The organism is Echinicola jeungdonensis (assembly GCF_030409905.1).
Lineage (GTDB): Bacteria > Bacteroidota > Bacteroidia > Cytophagales > Cyclobacteriaceae > Echinicola > Echinicola jeungdonensis.
The window spans coordinates 639,256-656,309 of the sequence record NZ_JAUFQT010000001.1 but is presented as its reverse complement, the minus strand read 5'-3'; the positions used below and the strand labels follow the sequence as shown (position 1 = coordinate 656,309).

Genomic DNA, 17,054 nt, shown 5'->3' with positions numbered 1-17,054 from the left:
CTGAATTGAAGGGGTTGATTTTTGGGGTGGTTTTGACAATTGGACACACCTGTCCTGTAATCCTTCTTTCCGGCGGTAGTTTTTGTCAAGCAGCTTTGTTGATGGGCGGGGATTCCTGTTGGTTTCTTCGTTTGGCAACTGCTACGGCGTTGGCTGCCATAATGCCGAACAGCACGGCCAGCTTTTCCCTTTTATCTCCCTTTACTCGTATTTTAACCAGTCCATAGTGGTTTTTATGGTTGCCGAAAGCCCCTTCCATTGCCGTTGCCCTTTGTTTGGAGACTTCAGCACTCAGAATCTTTTCGGCTTTGTTGTGCGGTTTGGGGCCTTTTTTGGGGAAGCCGGTGAATATGTCTTTGGAGGTACAATACTTTCTGTTGGCATTGGTGGCATAAATCCGGTCGGCACCCAGCTGGGAAGTCTGTCCGAAAATCCGGGTATGTTTTACCGTGGATATTTTCAACCGGGTACATTCATTGAAGTTGTTGAAGTCCAGTTTATCGATAAATGATAGCCCGCCTGTCTGAAGGATATGGGCTTTCATACCGAACTCCACAGGTTTGTTTTCCTTTCCCCGGACGATCGGCCGGAGATAAGGTTTATGGAGGGAAACGATGCGGTCCTTAAGTTCGGAGGGAGGATTTTCCAACAAAAACTGCTGCTGGACCAAGACTTTTTTGATGGTCTTCAGACAGGCAAAGTCATTTGGTTTAAGCCCCGCCCCTTGATAAAAGTCTAGGATCTCTTGTAACTGGCCAAGTCCTTTTTCCAACAGGAAGACCAGGGATTTTTTCCTTTTGAGGGTTTCCTTAAAGGATTTGCGTCTTTTACGGAAGTAGCCAAGCTGTTTGGCCTTCTGCTCCCTGTATTTTGACCGGGGCCTTTTTATGCCCAATTGTTTACATTTTTTGAACAGTTGCTTTTCAAACACCCACTGGCAGCATTCCCAGAGTAGTTTGGGGTCGGTGGGGAAACGGACATAACTTTCATAACAGGTGGCATCCATTAATAAGACGTGGCTGTTGTCCACATCCTGTTTCCAGTGATCCATTAGTACCTCTTGGATCTGTTCCCAGTGGCAATGTTCCTCGATGTAGGCCCTGATCCGTGTCATAATGGTAAGGTCCCGGATCTGTTGGTCTGCTGCCAATACTTTCCCGCAGAAATACTGAAGGCTCCAGTCGGTATTGAAACGCTCTATCAATTGGCGGTCTGAGGTATTCAGGTAGGCTTTCAAAAACATCAGGGCAAACATGCCCTTGGCACCGAACCACCTTGGGGCACCAGGCCCCTGCAGCTTTTCAGGAACAAGGCTCGAAAGCTTTTCCCATGGCAGGCTGTCATGGATCTGGCCAAGCAAGGAATTCTTGAAAAAGTGATACTTTGGAGAGTATCCGTCAAAGTCTTTGAAAATAGGGAGCTGTATGGTATCTTTCATAGTATTTTTGTCTGCAAACAAAAAATACGAAAAAGAAAACCCCGGAAAAAGCCCTTTTGGACGATTTTCGGGGTTTTTGAGTTATTTTTTCGCAACCCTGTTTATTAAGAGTCAGTGATTTAGCTAATTAACAAGAAGCCCTATTTAACTATTTTACTGTTAGTTTTTACACTAAAGTTCAGTTACGCACAGGTAACTAAAACTAAAGTGGTCGACGGTGGAGGTAGTGGCAATTACCCATCCATTGCAGTTAAAGAAAAGTCTCTTCCTAATTTTGTTGTATATAGACCTGAGAATATACAGAAGGCAGCTAAGCAGCAAGAAAAATTACCCATACTCGTATGGGCGAATGGCGGATGTATGAATTCGTCTATCCATCAAGAGCGCTTGTTATCAGAACTTGCCTCTCATGGCTACATTATTGTAGCTATTGGAGCCTTACAAATGACCGTGGAAGAGCGGGTACATGAGCCCACTCCTGATGATGAACTCCTGAAAGCCCTGGACTGGATAGTGAAACAAGCTAGAACAAAAGGCAATGACTATTACAATAATGTAAACCTGGACAAAATAGCAGCAGGCGGACACTCATGTGGCGGGGCACAAACCCTTCGAATTGCTTATGATTCACGGATAAAGACCTATTTGATTTTGAATGCCGGCATGGGTAACATGGCCATGGCTGGTGCGAGTTCAGAATCATTGAAAATGTTACATGCCCCTATCATCTATATGATAGGAGGAAAGTCTGATATTGCCTACGAAAATGCCATTTTAGATTATGATCGAATCCACCATGTACCTGTTGTTTTTGCTAATCATACCACGGCCGGTCATGGGGCAACTTTTTCTGAGAAATATGGTGGGTCTTTTGCCCAAATGACGCTTGACTGGCTGGATTGGCAATTTAAGAACAAAGATAATTCTGATATTTTTCTGAATAATGATTTGTCAAAATATCCAGGATGGTCAATTAAGGCAAAAGGGTTTAATACCGAAACTGGAAAATAGACCAAATTAGAATTTACTCCACCAGCATTAGAATTTGTTGGGGAATTGCAAGTAACCATAGATGAACCTATGTTCGTAGGAGTTACTCCTTATGGGGATAGGATCATCATTCCCATTACAGGTGGTGCCTTTAGTGGCCCTAAGATGAAAGGTGTTGTTTTAAAAGGAGGGGCCGATTATCAATATAGCAATATAGCCCTTAATCGTACTGAATTGGATTCTATTTACACCATCAAAACAGATGATGGGTATTGATCCATGTAGGAAATACTGGATGGATACATACGCCCTTAGGCGAAACCCAAAACTGGAAGTGTCTTGTTTTAGAGCCGCTCCAAAATTTGAAATAAAATATGCATGGCTGAATAATGCTGTCTATGTTTGTAAACCTGAAGGCAAGGACGGATACCTATCCATTCAAGTTTGGAAAGTGCTTTAAATAGGCTGTGCTGTCATACAAATTCATACCGATAAAACTAACTATCAAATAAAAACAAAATGAACACTATAAGATTTTTTGTGTCCATACTATGTTTAACCTTTATTGTATCGTGTGCCGAACAAACCTTAGATATAGTAGAGGTTACAGGCGGTTCCATTCAGGGATTGAAAGAGAACGGACTTACTGTGTTCAAAGGTATTCCCTTTGCAGCACCCCCAGTAGGATCACTGCGCTGGAAAGCCCCAGCACCAGTTGAGCCATGGGACGGCATAAAAGAGACCAAAGAATTTGGTCCCTCCCCATATCAACCTGGTGAACCACCTGCAGGGAAAAGCGAGGATTGTCTCTACCTGAATGTATGGACACCTGCACAATCGCCCAATCAAAAACTGCCCGTGTTAGTTTGGATTTATGGTGGCGGTTTTAGCTATGGGTCCACTGCTGAACCTGTATGTACCGGAGCGCATTTGGCTCAAAAAGGCGTTATCGTAGTGAGCATTGCCTATAGAGTAGGAAAACTAGGTTTCTTAGCGCACCCTGAATTGAGTGCCGAAAACCCACTAAAAGTTTCTGGTAATTATGGATTGCTTGACCAGATTGCAGGTTTGCAATGGGTACAAGATAACATTGCAGGTTTTGGAGGTGATCCAGAGAAAGTCACCATTTTCGGAGAATCAGCAGGAGGAATTTCGGTCAGCATGTTGTGTGCATCGCCATTGGCCAAAGGTTTGTTCCGTGGAGCCATTTCTCAAAGTGGAGGTTCCTTTGGTCCGACCAGAGAAACCACCTACCCTGGTGAAAATATGAAAACACTACAACAGGCAGAAAAGAGCGGTAAAGGCTTTGTACAAGAAGCCAATGTGTCCTCCATAGCAGAGCTCCGCAAGCTTAAAGTGGAAGAGTTGCCGATAAATCCAGGTATGGGCGGTGCATGGCCGAACGTAGATGGATATGTAATACCGGGCGACCAATACCAGTTGTATCAGGAAGGGAAATATAATGATGTAGATGTACTTGTAGGTTATAATTCCGACGAGTGTGCATTTTTCCTCAATTCAAAAACTCCCGAGGAACATATTGCCAGAGTTCAGCAACGTTACGGTCAATTTGCAGACACCCTGCTATCGGTCTTTCCTGTAGGAGAAAATAAAGTCCCAAAATCCGCACGTGATCTTACAAGTGCAGCTGCATTTGGATGGCATTCCTGGACTTGGGCACGTCTACAAGCTCAAACAGGCAATTCAAAGGTTTTCCTCTATTATTTTGACCAGCACCCAGACTACCCGGAGGATTCTCCTATGCATGGATATGGATCACCGCACGGAAGTGAAATCCCCTATGTTTTTATGACACTGAACAAGGAAAACCCTCAGACCACAAAGTCTGATATTGAACTTTCTGAAACCATGAGTAGTTACTGGACTAATTTTACCAAGTATGGTCATCCAAACGCAGAAGATTTACCTGATTGGCCAGAATTTACAATGGAAAATCAGCAGCTTATGTATCTAAATGAAAAACCCCATGCTTCACCTGTTCCAGATAAAAACTCAATGAAAGTATTGGATTCTTACTTTAAATGGAGATTTACCGAAGAAGGCCAATATTGGGCAAAGTAATTATAAAAAACAGCACACAACATTTTGTAAAAGTAATGGCAGGGGAAGTGCCAAATTTTAAGGTTTGTTGCCCGCCAAAACTGCGTAGAAATTAACAAATAGAAATATGACAGTTAATCCCAAAATATACAGAGTTATTTTACCAGTGACGGACATTGAAAAAGCTCAAAAATTTTACGAAAATTTATTTGAACTAAAAGGACAAAGAGTTTCCCCAGGACGACACTACTTTGATTGTGGCGGGACTATATTAGCGTGCTTTGACTCTAAAGCAGACGGTGATAATTTAGAAACAACACCAAATCCTGACCATATATACTTTGCGGTCGATCAATTGGATAATCTTTATGAAAAAGCTAAAAAAATGGACTTTACTGAAGTTGAAGACTCAATAAAGACAAGACCTTGGGGAGAAAGAAGTTTTTACGCAAAAGACCCTTTTGGTAATCCAATTTGCTTTGTCGAAAGGAAAACTATTTTTACAGGAAATTAAAAAGAAATAAAAACGCACATGCATACAACATCGGCTAAGAAAAATGCGGGCTGACAAGGTAAAATAAAATTTAGTAGACTAAATAAAATTTGGTTCTCGGTTGGTAGCGATGTGTTCTAAAATCTGCACGTTTCTTAGCCAGGGTCGTTATCTGCTATTTGACAGGACGATAGCAGTTTTTTCATTATAGTTAAAAAGAGTGTAAAATTTTTATTTTTTTACCCTTGTTGTATAATTGGAAGTAAAGCTTACACTTAATAAAACAGGCAATTTTTACAAAATAATCCCTTGAAACGAAGGAGCTTATTATAACTTTCAATGTCATAATAGGAATCAATTACTACCGGGGTGTTTTTAATATAATCCCAAAAGATCATTCCTTCCCTTTTATTTCTATGCGGATATTGGACTTAATAGACTTTTAACTTGTTGGAATGATATGGTTAGGCTTTGAGCAAGCAATTTATTATTTTGATAAATTAAATGGAAACCAAATAAAAATGACAACCTAAGCATCGGTTTTGATACAAAGATATTATTGGGGACCATTAAGAATAAGTAGGATTAGACAAGAGTACGAATTCCTATTTAACAATATGTCAAATAATATTGTTAATAAATACTAAAAGTAACATTGGTTTGTCGCTATGGTTAGAGGGGCTCTTCGGTTACCCTTTTTTATTTATCCAAAGTGAATTGCATTTATTGAACCTTGAAGCTAAAAATTCCCCAAAGTGACATGGACAATTACATTAGCATTTAAAATGAAAGTAGACATGAAAAGACTCCTGACAATTATTTTAGCAATCACTTTTCTCACTGGGTGTGGTTCAAGTTCTGATGAAAAAAATAAATTAAAACCTGGAAGTTCGATCTCAAGAGATTTGCCCGAAATACAAAAGGAAGGGACACTAAAAGTATTGGTTAACTACAGCAGTACCAGCTATTTTTTATATAGAGGCAAGCCGATGGGCTTTGAGTATGAGTTATTGCAACGATTGGCAAAAGACCTTGATTTGAATTTGGAGTTGGTGGTTGTGGAAAATTTGGATAGTGTTTTTCAGTATATTAATAATGGGAAAGCCGACATGATTGCTCATGGAATGACCATTACTACAGAAAGGAAAGAAAAAGTAGATTTTACAAACTATCTGTATCTCACCTCACAAGTTTTGGTTCAAAAAAAGCCTGATAATTGGAGAAATATAAGTTGGGCAAACACACAAAGACATTTGATCCACGATGCCATTGACCTGATTGGAGATACTGTATCTGTTCGGGAAAACTCTTCCTACATGGATAGGATAAATAACTTATCCATGGAATTGGGTGGTAAGATTTATATTGATACACTTTCAGGAACCTTAAGTACTGAGGAGATTATGAAAAAAGTGGCTGATGGTGAAATTAAATATACGGTAGCCGATAAAAATTTAGCAAAAGTAAGTGCTGTAAATTACCCTATCCTGGATATCACTGTCCCGCTAAGTTTGTCTCAGCGTATTGGTTGGGCAGTAAGGAAAAATTCTCCCGAATTGTTGGCATCGGTAAATGAATGGATCGCAAAAGAAAAAAAGAAGGTTCCCTACTACGTTATCTATAACCGGTATTTTAAAAATAAAAGGGATTTCAAAAGACGGATAAAAAGTGAGTTTATGAGTCTGAATGGAAACCAAATAAGTAAGTACGATGACATTATAAAAAAGTATGCTGAAAATTTAGGATGGGATTGGCGATTGGTGGCCTCATTAATATATCAGGAGTCCCGATTTAAAAACAATGCAAAGTCTTGGGCGGGGGCAAAAGGGTTGATGCAGATCATGCCTCGAACAGCAGAAAGCTTAGGAATAAAAAATCCAAACAGTCCAGAGCAAAGCGTAAAAGGCGGGACCTTGTACTTGAAGAAAATTTATAATCGTCTAGATGGGATTAATGACTCCACACAAAGAATAAAATTTACCATGGCTTCTTATAATTGTGGTTATTCGCATGTAAAAGATGCCCGTTTTTTAGCAAAGCAGGAAAACCTCAATCCAAACCTATGGGATGGTCATGTAGAAAAAATGGTTATGGCGCTCTCTTATCCCAAAAATTATAATAAAGAGGGGGTTCATTATGGTTATGTCAGAGGAATTGAGCCCGTGACTTATGTCGGACAAATTTTTAAACGATATGATCATTACGTTAAATTTATAGAAGAATAAAATTTACTGATCCTAATTGTGATTAAAAGCAATAGGTTTAGAAGTTTGTTTGAATTTGTCCTTTCGCAATGAATTTTTTCATCAATTGAAATAATTGAAAAGGAATTGAAGACTTATTAAAAAGAGAAAAAACTTCAGGCAACATTGTAAATTGCTTTTGGCGGGCGTATTCCCAAAGTCAGGGCTTTCCGCCCTTAATCAGGATCAAGTGGAAGGGGCTTTGAAAACCGCCAAAGGCCATATGCTTTACCGTTAGCGGTAAGGCCGCAAAACGACCCGACAGGCAAATCGGGTTCTTTTAAAAAAGTTTATTTTAGCTTTTGCTTAAATAAACAAATTGAATACCTTGTGTATATGGAAAACATTTCTTGCATAAGACAACAGGCTGACATTAAGCAAATAAACCGTTGCAAAGACCGAATTTCGGAATTGAATGGATCGTTTGACTACTTATCGAACGGACTTGAATTGGCGGGAAATAATGTAAGGCTGAAAATCCTGTTCCTTCTTTATGAAGAGAAACAACTTTGTGTTTGCGACCTGAGCGACATTCTCGGAATGACTATTTCGGCCGTTTCACAACATCTTAGAAAACTTAAAGACCGAAAACTTATTGAAACGGAAAGACAAGCACAAACCATTTTTTACTCGCTGACAAAAAAGTATGAAAACCTGCTCCAACCGTTTTTCGAAATACTTGATGAAAATAAAATTTTGGCGATTGTATGAAAAAACGGAATAAATTAATCGGAGCGGGACTTTTAACTGCTATTGCAGCTTCTCTTTGTTGCATAACACCAGTTTTAGCTCTTCTTGCAGGTACAAGCGGATTGGCATCTACTTTTTCTTGGCTTGAACCCTTCAGACCATATTTTATTGGACTGACTGTTTTGGCACTTGGATTGGCCTGGTATCAAAAACTTAAGCCAAAAAAGGAAATCGACTGCAAATGCGAAACTGAGGAGAAACCAAAATTTATTCAGCGTAAAACATTCTTGGGAATGGTAACGGTTTTCGCAGTACTAATGCTTGCCTTTCCTTATTATGGTCACGTTTTTTACCCCAAGACAGAAAAACAAGTCATGATTGTTCCCCAATCAAATGTTCGGACTGTTGAGTTTTCTATTAGCGGAATGAGTTGTGCAAGTTGTGAAGAACACGTGAACCTTGAGGTGAATAAATTATCTGGAATAATCAAATCGACTGCCTCCTACGGGAATGGGAATGCAATCGTAAAATTTGACAATACTAAAACGAACATTGCCGAAATCGAAAAGGCAATAAATACAACAGGATATTTGGTGACCGATAAAAAGAAAAAGTAAATGGAAGTTATTTTGCAATCAACAATCACTTGCCCTAACTGCGGACACAAAAAAGAGGAAACTATGCCGATTGATGCTTGTCAATACTTTTATGAGTGTGAAAATTGTAAAACCGTATTGAAACCGAAACAAGGTGACTGTTGCGTATATTGCAGCTACGGAAGTGTAAAATGTCCGCCAATTCAACAAAACAAGAAATGTTGCTGAAGGAAAAAAGAAAGTCCAAGCAGCTAACAATGGCCTCTTTGAATAGCCATTGATTCCGACAACCCTCTCCTGCCTTCAGGACCCTGAAGAAACGGGACAACAGTTTAGAGCTAGGATGACAATGGCCCATTTACCGGTGTTGCTCAAAGAGTTCCTGGTATCATTTCAGCATTATTGGACTCCGCTGGATTGTTGTCCAGGTGCATTCGATCAGGGAGCTTTTCAATTCCCGGCGCCAGCGATAGGTCATATATCCTTTCCGGTCATAATCACCCCTGGAATGTACCACCGGTTTAAGGCCAATATAACTGTTGAACTGCCTGAAATTCCTGAGCTTTTTGATGTCGCCGATTTCAGTGAGCAGCTGGACGGTGATCAAGGAGCCGGTACCAGGTATGCCCCGAAGCAGTTTCTCCCTGATTTTGTACTTGAGCTTTCGTTGGGACTTTCGAACCTCTATGGATACTTTATAAAAATGTGTCAGGTTATAATCGTACTTTTACAGTAACTGGTCAAGGTATTGACGGCATCTGGAAGAAGGCATCTCCACTTCTTATGACAAGAACAGAAAGGCCTTGGTCCAGAAGGTATTGTCTTATTTGAGAGCGGTACTGATCTGGTTCTGGAGCAATTTGTACTTAATACGGTGGTCAACTTTGACTAGGTCTGCCCAGAATTTCTTTCTGTACTGGAAGTGGTGACGGTCCCCTTTTTTTCATATTGGGAACATGGATTTCATGCCCCCGAAACCCTTTGGTTATCTTTCTGCTGTCCACCGGATTGGTCTTCTCACTACTTTCTTTGTTGGTGGAAGGAGGGTCTGCCGAATTGATAGCGTTGCAGGCTTAGCTGTAGAATTGTAGCTTTCTGTAAAACCAAAAACTGAATTTGCTGGCCTCCTAACCGCAGGGAATTTCGTGTTCAGGAAAATAACGGTCCAGGTATTTCTTCAGTACATGCGGCTGAGAAGGCTTGCTGAAGGTGCAATGGTGAGCATGTTCTGAAAAGATGTTTACGCTCCATTGCTGCTTGTGAACATCGATTCCAATGAATATCTTAGTAGGAGCCTCCACTCCATGATTTATATGCTTTGGTTTTAAATCTAAAATGAGCAGATTATATCATGGGAACTATAAGTGTTTGCAAGTACTCAAAGTCGAACCGTTGGGCACAACTAGAAATGAACCAGTGCTAATCATCGACAAATTGATTCATAAACAGAATACATGAATATATTTGAAAATAAAATAGAAGAATTTCATAACTGGTATAATGAGCAATTGCCTTTTCATGAGGAAGCGGTTAGTTTTTTTTGTTCTCTAATTAATACAATTCAGAATGTTGAATCGGTTAATGGGCGAATTAAAAATGAAGAGGAATGCATCAATAAATTTAAACGAAAGTATCTACCGTTATTAGGTGAAGAGGATACGGATTATGAGATTAAAACACAGATTAGTGACTTAATAGGAATTCGAGCTATCTGTCTTTATTCAGCGGATGTCAATCGAATTAGACGTGATTTAAAAAAATTTTTTCACGAGGTTGATATTTCAGATAAATCAGGTCAGTTGGAAAAGACAGAAGATAAATTTGGTTATAAAAGCCTTCATCTTCAATTAGTATTGAAAAGCAGGCTGACTGATGTTGCTAACTATAAAAGATTCGGAAATCTAACATTTGAGCTTCAAATACGAACAATAATTCAGGATGCGTGGGGCATTCTTGACCATAAAATCAAATATAAAAAAAACATTCCTCAGAATTTAAAACGAAGAATAAACCGATTGTCAGCTTTATTTGAAATAGCAGATGATGAGTTTTTAAATATTCAAAAAGAAATAATTCAAGAAGAAATAAAAATTCGTAATAGGCTAAAAAGAGGCGGGAAAATTGAAAAATCAAAAGCTCTTGATGTATTCAGATTTTTGTTTGTGGCATTAAAGTTTTTCCCTTCTTATAACTTTATTGAAGAAAAAGTTGACGGTTTTGTCGAGGAAATTCTGTCATTGAAGAGTGATTTTACAGAAGGAGAATTAAGTGAAGCAATAGAAAAATACCTCCCCTTTGCAGACAAAGTTGAACAAAACATAAAACAACGATTGAATCCTTATACAAAAATTCGGTATTGTTTATATAAGTTAGATTCGGATACATTTATGTCCTTATTATCTTTTCATCAAATGAGTATAATAAACAACATGACTTAATTAGATTAAAAAAAGAGCAGTACCTACATTTTTTATTTGAAATGGCAGATAAAATGCTAATTATCAAGGTTTGTAGCCCTTCCAACTTCATGGTGGTTTGAGAGGAAATGCTTTGAAAACAGCCAAAAGCCATTTGGGAGCAATGCAATAACAAAAAAACAATCAAACATATAATAATTTGTGTTCTGCCATTTTGGACGATAGAAATTATTGCAAGTCCACAAATGCCCGACTATGTGATTTATGGAGAGGACACAATAGCCTCTTATGACCTGATTCTTGAACGATTTTTACAACGACAAGGCTAAGCAGAAACAGAGTAACTTTTTGGACTTAAATGTCGAGATGGTGCATCTTTTAATGGTTGGAGAGGCTATAGGTAATTTATAAGATTGAGAGTGACAGTCTATTCTTGGTTGATATTATTAATTGTGGAGAACTACGAAATGGGAAAATAAACAAGACCCAATCAAATGAGAAAATCAAATTCTGATTCATTTCTCTATGTTATTGTCACAACAGATCTAAGCTCTGGGGCTAGAAAAGGTGCTGTTCGTAAAATAACCTTTGGGCCATACCTAACAGAAATAGCCAAAACAGACAAGGATCCTGAGGTTAGGAAAGTAGCGATTAGCAAAATGACCTTTGAACCAAGTCTTAGTGAAATAGCCAAAACAGACAAGAATCCAGAAATCAGAAAATTTGCTATTGAAAGACTTAATCAATTAGAATAAAAATCACTTAAAATAACATTGCATAAATCTTAAGGTGGTCGAATGTAATATTCAAGGCTTTCGGCCCTTAACCAGGATCCTCTTGGGCGAAATGGAAGGAGCTTCGCAAGCCGTTACATGCCATATGCTTGTTAGTTGGAGGTAATAATAGCGGATGGCGCTCGATTGAAAACTGAAGATAAAAATTCAAACGAAAATAAAATGTCAGAGATAATAAAATGTCAGAGATAAATATTTCGACAGTAGAAACGCAAATGCTAATCAGAAAGCCTGTCTCAACCGTTTTTCAAGCATTCATTGACCAAAAATTACGACCAACTTTTGGTTTACGAAATCAAGTGGACAATTAGAGGTTGGCAAGACGATAACCTGGGAATGGGTAATGTATGGGGCTTCAACCAAGGTGTTTGTAAAGGAAATCATCCCTAATAAACTTATTTCAACCGAATGGGGAAATCCTGCAACCACAGTAGATTATAAATTTACAGCAGTGACAGAAGAAACAACTTATGTTGTAATCAAAAATTATGGTTTGAACTTGGCTGGAAATGACCTAATTCAAGCTATAATAGACAATACAGGCGGGTTTACGACTGTTTTAGATGGTTTAAAGGGGTACTTAGAACATAACATTAAACTGATCTTGGTTGGGGACAAATACCCAAAAGAAATTAGAAATCAAAAATAATAACCGCCTAATAGACAGTGTTCTATAATCGTAATTTGGGCGAAAAAGCTAAAGTTGAAAATTAAAGCAAAAATTAAATCACTTCCCAAACTAAAATTGAAGTACTTTAAAAATCCCGGACTACGCTTATATCTTACTGTTGTGAAAAAACAAGAAATTGTAAAAAGCAATTTTATTACTGAGCGTTTATTTCGATATAAATCTGGTAGACTTTTCTGTATACTGTTTACACAGGAAAAATGTAGAAACTAAATTATCCCAGCTCCCTCTTTGACGGGAAAGAAAATGATTCTTATTGCAGCTATTCCTTTTAATTCACCGTATTTTCGCACTTTGAAAATCAATCACACCCCACTGCGCATCCAAGGGGTATGTGAACAATTGCACACGATTAAATAGGTAATAATAATGAAGGTAGACAACTCACAATTCACAAGATTTGAAGACAACAACAATGTATGGTTGTCAAAAAAAAGCGATCAAGAATTTAGTTTTACTGATTATGGCGTAACACCTACTGTCCTTGATAGTGAGGCTGAGGTTGGCAAGGCCATGTTAAATGAACTTTACAGTACCGCTGCGTCAAAAGAAGGTGATATTAATATTGCCCTTCTTGGTGGGAGAGGCGCTCAGGAGTTACATCGTTTGCTGGGAGAATTGGCCAAGACGGGGGAACAGGATAAGCTGCTCGCCAGGCTAAATGTGTTTACTCAAGATGCACTGGCTCCTATGGGTATGGATAATGGTTTTAGCTTTGTTAGGGATTTTGAGCGCATTTTGGGCGATGATTTTTTCAAAAAAATAAAAAGCTTTACTCCAATGCGAACGGATACAAAGGATTTAGAGTCAGCGCTTATTGGGTATTTGAATAAATTGGAAGGATTAGGCGGTTTGGATATCTTTTTTATTGGTCATGGTCCAGAAGAAAATCAGGCATCACACCTTGCCTATATTAAGCCTTTTTCTGGTGCACAGCCTCACCATGTTGCAGGATTAATCCCAATATCCAGCAGTATTTTGGAGCACCACATTAGCAAGTTTAAAGCTGGTGGAAGCGTTGTGAATGAAAGTGATGAAAAGGAATGTCGATCTGCAGAGTATATTCTCACTTTGGGTCCGGCTGCGATATTACAGGCCAAAAAGGTGGTTCAGTCTGTTGTGGATGCCGATTCCGCTCCTGCTAAAATTCAAACCTATGCCAATGTGCTTAATACAAGCCTAAGTTCAAATAAAGAGGAAGCAATAGAGCAGTTGAATGCAAATCCAGGGTTATGGATCAGGCTAAACCCCAACACTAAATCTTTTGTTTTGCCTAATTTAAATTTGTAATACAGAATAATGGCTGCATTAACTGGACACCCACCTATAAATAAGTGACCTTAAAAGTTTAAGTGGGTGCTCCAGTAAGCCCTTGACGGGTTGTTAATAGGTGACCTGGCATCATCTCAAGAATATTATCCGTTAGTTCAAATTGAATTAATAAAAGCTGGCAATGAAATAAGGGATAAATATTCAATGGAAATTTTTAATCCCCATTTGAAAACTAAACACCATGAAAAATTAAGAAGTGATATAATATTACTTCCTAAGGGATTACCTGAAGCTGAACCAGGGATATAATACCCGGTTGCACAACAAGCCATCAAAAAAAATGATAGTCATAACTTTAAACAGATAGAATACAAACTTTTTAGGTAATTGATGATGGTAGAAGTTGCCACATAAATATTGACTGCTTTAGTCGTACTAAAATATTTTTATTGGGTTGGGATGTTTGCCGGGGAACCGCAGGTAAGATGAACTTTTAAACTTTTCTTCAATTTTTGATAAAGCCAACTAGGATATTTTTTGATTTCAGATATTAATTGGGTAGAAAATATTTGTTATTATTGGTTGTGTAATAGTTGCAGGCACTTATGGAGCTCTAACTACCTCGATAAAATATTTCTTATTCAAGCTTTGCCGGCAATTATTGCATTGATTTTTGTATTTTAAGTTTCTTAATGAAATCCTAGAAATAGATTAGGGTAACTATGAAGGAGGCAAAGCGGAAAATTTACCCTCCATATATTATTTTAATTTTATTGTTAATATAAGTTGTGTTGGTTAACACTGATAGATAACTTTTAGAAAAATGAAACAACTGCCAATATTATTTGAGAGGTCTCGGGATTTCAAGTCCTTAGTGAAAACCGGAGCTTTGAGACAAAAAATTAGGGGTGGTGGTAAGCTAAAAAACTAAAGTTAAATAACCGGTAAAATGACAAAAATTACCTCAAGTCCTAATTGTGGAAACTCACCGAAAATGGTATTCTTAAAAGAATTCAATATTGCATTTGCCAAAAGAGATGTGGAATTCCTGGTAGAAAGCGTAACTGAAGAAATTGTTTGGACTATTGTAGGTATCAAAAAAATTACTGGAAAAAAGGATTTTTTGTTTGAATTGGAAAAAATAAAAATGGAAAAAACGACTGAATTAATGCTTGATCAAATCTTATCGCACGGAAAAGAAGGAGCAACAAATGGAATAATGAAAATGCAGAACGGAAAAAAATATGCATTTTCAGATTTTTATCAGTTTAATGGAGCAAGGGGGGCTAAAATTAAATCAATTACTTCATACATAGTTGAAATTTAAAACCAAAAGAAAAAAGTATGAAACCAAAAAGAATTTGGGCAAACTTGGGAGTAGAAAGTATTGATAGGACACAGGATTTTTACCTGTCAATAGGGTTTAAGTTAAATGGTAATCCTACTGAAGATTTGGTTAGCTTCCTGGTTGGTGATGATGAATTTATAATTCACTTTTTTAAAAAAGAAAGATTAAAGGATAGTCTTGAAGGAGAAATAGCTGACTTGAATCAAGGGAATGAAGTTATGTTTTCTCTATCTACTGAAAGTAAGGATGAATTTGACAGTTGGATTAATGAGGTGAAAAAAGCAGGGGGAACTATTTTATTTGACTCAAATATCGATAGAAAGGCATTTTACGATGAAAATGGGTACTTCGTTGGTGTATTTGCTGACCCTGACGGACACAAATTCAACCTGCTCTACAGCGACAATATGTAAAAAAAAATGCTGTTGTAAATTAAATAAAAGGAAAATTGAAAAGGTTCACTTAAGTACTTATTACAATGAAATCATTTCGTAATCTACTTCGCACCCTTATTACTCTGGCTGCTATTTTGTATACCATGATTTTCATTGATGAGGCATTTCCTCCCTACGATCCCAATATGAGAGAGTCCAACTTTGGGATTGTAATGGCTTTTGTACTCTTCATTTGGTTTTTTATTGGTTACTTCTACTTATGGAAAAACGAAAAAATAGCGGGAATCTTTTTAACTACATAGTGGATAGCTCTTTTCTTTACTGCTTGGTTAGTATGGGTTTATGGAAATGTAACCGTGGTTATCGGGTTTCCAATATTCATCTTAGGAATGCTTCTTTTGTATTTTGCGCGAAAGAAAAATTTATCTTCCATGAGAGAATAAATGGATTTAATCTAATTTTAGAATTTACTATATTTTGCCCGATAATCAACTGGAGATATTCCGGTTATCCTGCTGAAGACTTTATAATAGGAAGTTGAAAAGAAACGGATGATAAAAAATAACTGCTGGTAACTTTTTATGTATTTTTTTTCCATAGGAATTGTAGAGTTTAAATGTCAGTTCTTTTTTTGTATCCGTTGCCAGGGGATTATGCATCAATCTGCCAACATCATTAGTGAAATACTTAGCCTCCGGCCAACTAACTCATCTGAGATAATAAAATGAACCAAGAACTTATACTTCAAAATATTGCTAAACACATTTCACTTAACCCTTCAGAAGAGGAAGTCTTTCTTTCTTTGTTAGAACCCAAAACGTTTAAACGGAAATCCATTGTACTTAAAGAAGGGGAGGTGGCCCGGTACACCTACTTTGTAGTTAAGGGTTGTTTGCGGACATATAAAATTGACTTGGATGGGAGCCTTCGTATTTCCCATTTTGCCATAGAAGAATACTGGGTATCGGACCTGAATAGTTTTCTGACACAAACTCCTGCAGTCGAGTGGGTGGATGCATTAGAAGAAACTGAAGTATTACAACTCTCCGCAACAAATTTGGAAAGGTTGTATAAAGAAGTCCCAAAGTTTGAGCGATTTTTTCGTATCCTTCACCAAAATGCTTATGGGGCCTTGCATCGAAGGTTGATGAAAAATATTTCCGGAACAGCTGAAGACCGCTACATGCAATTTTGTAAACGGTACCCTGGTCTGGAAAACCGCATTTCCCAAAAGCAGGTAGCAGCCTATCTTGGAATTACACCTGAGTTTTTAAGTAAGATGAAAAGAAAATTACAATATTGCTGAAATCTTAATCTAGTTCATTTTTTTGCGGGTGTGATCGCCCCACCTTTGTTATAACAAAAGAATTAAAAAGTTAAATGGTTATGGCAAAGGGATATGATAAGCTTTTATTAGCCTTCCTTTTTTGTCTTCTGGCTTGTTTTCAATAAATGCACAGGTAACACTTCCTCCTGTCAACCTGGGAGCCTCGAGCTTTATGGATGGAGTGGCAGGCCCTGGGATTTTGGTACAGGAAATCCTATCAACCTATAAGGCTCCCCAATTTATTGACCATAAAGGTAATCAGGTCAATTTCCCGGGTAAAGTGAACAGTTTTTCTTCACTAA

The 17,054-nt window shown here is 37.9% G+C and carries 16 protein-coding genes and 1 pseudogene; 16 read left to right on the top strand and 1 reads right to left on the bottom strand.

The window, feature by feature from the left end:
• Positions 1-85: 85 nt before the first annotated feature.
• Complete coding sequence (locus QWY93_RS02715) at positions 86-1,438, bottom strand: transposase (RefSeq protein ID WP_290246189.1); 1,353 nt, start codon at positions 1,436-1,438, stop codon at positions 86-88.
• Positions 1,439-1,645: 207 nt separating this feature from the next.
• Between QWY93_RS02715 and QWY93_RS02710 the strand changes: the two genes are divergently transcribed.
• From QWY93_RS02710 to QWY93_RS02635, 16 genes and pseudogenes are all read left to right on the top strand, one after another.
• On the top strand, positions 1,646-2,449 hold the full coding sequence (locus QWY93_RS02710) for an alpha/beta hydrolase family protein (RefSeq protein ID WP_290246657.1): 804 nt from the start codon (positions 1,646-1,648) through the stop codon (positions 2,447-2,449).
• 33 nt (positions 2,450-2,482) lie between these two features.
• A pseudogene (locus tag QWY93_RS02705) lies at positions 2,483-2,704 on the top strand (DUF3237 domain-containing protein); the annotation flags it as partial.
• Positions 2,705-2,947: 243 nt separating this feature from the next.
• Complete coding sequence (locus QWY93_RS02700; RefSeq protein ID WP_290246656.1) at positions 2,948-4,510, top strand: carboxylesterase/lipase family protein; 1,563 nt, start codon at positions 2,948-2,950, stop codon at positions 4,508-4,510.
• Between the two features lie 106 nt (positions 4,511-4,616).
• Positions 4,617-5,003 carry a VOC family protein gene (locus tag QWY93_RS02695; RefSeq protein WP_290246655.1) on the top strand — a complete coding sequence of 129 codons (387 nt, stop codon included), beginning with the start codon at positions 4,617-4,619 and terminating at the stop codon, positions 5,001-5,003.
• 776 nt (positions 5,004-5,779) lie between these two features.
• Positions 5,780-7,207 carry an MltF family protein gene (locus tag QWY93_RS02690; RefSeq protein ID WP_290246654.1) on the top strand — a complete coding sequence of 476 codons (1,428 nt, stop codon included), beginning with the start codon at positions 5,780-5,782 and terminating at the stop codon, positions 7,205-7,207.
• A 354-nt stretch (positions 7,208-7,561) separates the two neighbouring features.
• Positions 7,562-7,936 (top strand): ArsR/SmtB family transcription factor, encoded by a 375-nt coding sequence (locus QWY93_RS02685; RefSeq protein ID WP_290246653.1) that lies wholly within the window; start codon positions 7,562-7,564, stop codon positions 7,934-7,936.
• Complete coding sequence (merTP, locus tag QWY93_RS02680) at positions 7,933-8,532, top strand: mercuric transport protein MerTP (protein WP_290246652.1); 600 nt, start codon at positions 7,933-7,935, stop codon at positions 8,530-8,532. Before QWY93_RS02685 ends, merTP begins: the two co-directional genes overlap by 4 nt.
• Positions 8,533-8,739, top strand: a complete 207-nt coding sequence (locus QWY93_RS02675) for a GDCCVxC domain-containing (seleno)protein (RefSeq protein ID WP_290246651.1) — start codon at positions 8,533-8,535, stop codon at positions 8,737-8,739.
• Positions 8,740-8,788: 49 nt separating this feature from the next.
• Positions 8,789-9,247 carry a hypothetical protein gene (locus tag QWY93_RS20005; RefSeq protein ID WP_290246650.1) on the top strand — a complete coding sequence of 153 codons (459 nt, stop codon included), beginning with the start codon at positions 8,789-8,791 and terminating at the stop codon, positions 9,245-9,247.
• Between the two features lie 718 nt (positions 9,248-9,965).
• Complete coding sequence (locus QWY93_RS02665) at positions 9,966-10,949, top strand: GTP pyrophosphokinase (RefSeq protein WP_290246649.1); 984 nt, start codon at positions 9,966-9,968, stop codon at positions 10,947-10,949.
• 473 nt (positions 10,950-11,422) lie between these two features.
• The gene (locus QWY93_RS02660; protein ID WP_290246648.1) at positions 11,423-11,683 is read left to right on the top strand and encodes a HEAT repeat domain-containing protein; all 261 of its coding nucleotides are present in this window, start codon (positions 11,423-11,425) and stop codon (positions 11,681-11,683) included.
• A gap of 307 nt (positions 11,684-11,990) precedes the next feature.
• Positions 11,991-12,371 carry an SRPBCC domain-containing protein gene (locus QWY93_RS02655; protein ID WP_353959646.1) on the top strand — a complete coding sequence of 127 codons (381 nt, stop codon included), beginning with the start codon at positions 11,991-11,993 and terminating at the stop codon, positions 12,369-12,371.
• Between the two features lie 408 nt (positions 12,372-12,779).
• Positions 12,780-13,700 (top strand): sugar phosphate isomerase family, encoded by a 921-nt coding sequence (locus tag QWY93_RS02650; RefSeq protein WP_290246647.1) that lies wholly within the window; start codon positions 12,780-12,782, stop codon positions 13,698-13,700.
• 931 nt (positions 13,701-14,631) lie between these two features.
• Positions 14,632-15,009, top strand: coding sequence for a nuclear transport factor 2-like protein (locus tag QWY93_RS02645; protein ID WP_290246645.1), 378 nt, complete (start codon positions 14,632-14,634; stop codon positions 15,007-15,009).
• Positions 15,010-15,026: 17 nt separating this feature from the next.
• The gene (locus QWY93_RS02640; RefSeq protein ID WP_290246644.1) at positions 15,027-15,443 is read left to right on the top strand and encodes a VOC family protein; all 417 of its coding nucleotides are present in this window, start codon (positions 15,027-15,029) and stop codon (positions 15,441-15,443) included.
• 706 nt (positions 15,444-16,149) lie between these two features.
• Positions 16,150-16,731 (top strand): Crp/Fnr family transcriptional regulator, encoded by a 582-nt coding sequence (locus tag QWY93_RS02635; RefSeq protein WP_290246643.1) that lies wholly within the window; start codon positions 16,150-16,152, stop codon positions 16,729-16,731.
• Positions 16,732-17,054 lie beyond the last annotated feature (323 nt).

Bases quoted from the DNA above. Each gene is read 5' to 3' on its own strand.
- QWY93_RS02715 (WP_290246189.1), bottom strand. From the start codon at position 1,438: ATGAAAGATACCATACAGCTCCCTATTTTCAAAGACTTTGACGGATAC.
- QWY93_RS02700 (WP_290246656.1), top strand. From the start codon at position 2,948: ATGAACACTATAAGATTTTTTGTGTCCATACTATGTTTAACCTTTATT.
- QWY93_RS02695 (WP_290246655.1), top strand. From the start codon at position 4,617: ATGACAGTTAATCCCAAAATATACAGAGTTATTTTACCAGTGACGGAC.
- QWY93_RS02690 (WP_290246654.1), top strand. From the start codon at position 5,780: ATGAAAAGACTCCTGACAATTATTTTAGCAATCACTTTTCTCACTGGG.
- QWY93_RS02685 (WP_290246653.1), top strand. From the start codon at position 7,562: ATGGAAAACATTTCTTGCATAAGACAACAGGCTGACATTAAGCAAATA.
- merTP (WP_290246652.1), top strand. From the start codon at position 7,933: ATGAAAAAACGGAATAAATTAATCGGAGCGGGACTTTTAACTGCTATT.
- QWY93_RS02675 (WP_290246651.1), top strand. From the start codon at position 8,533: ATGGAAGTTATTTTGCAATCAACAATCACTTGCCCTAACTGCGGACAC.
- QWY93_RS02665 (WP_290246649.1), top strand. From the start codon at position 9,966: ATGAATATATTTGAAAATAAAATAGAAGAATTTCATAACTGGTATAAT.
- QWY93_RS02660 (WP_290246648.1), top strand. From the start codon at position 11,423: ATGAGAAAATCAAATTCTGATTCATTTCTCTATGTTATTGTCACAACA.
- QWY93_RS02650 (WP_290246647.1), top strand. From the start codon at position 12,780: ATGAAGGTAGACAACTCACAATTCACAAGATTTGAAGACAACAACAAT.
- QWY93_RS02645 (WP_290246645.1), top strand. From the start codon at position 14,632: ATGACAAAAATTACCTCAAGTCCTAATTGTGGAAACTCACCGAAAATG.
- QWY93_RS02640 (WP_290246644.1), top strand. From the start codon at position 15,027: ATGAAACCAAAAAGAATTTGGGCAAACTTGGGAGTAGAAAGTATTGAT.
- QWY93_RS02635 (WP_290246643.1), top strand. From the start codon at position 16,150: ATGAACCAAGAACTTATACTTCAAAATATTGCTAAACACATTTCACTT.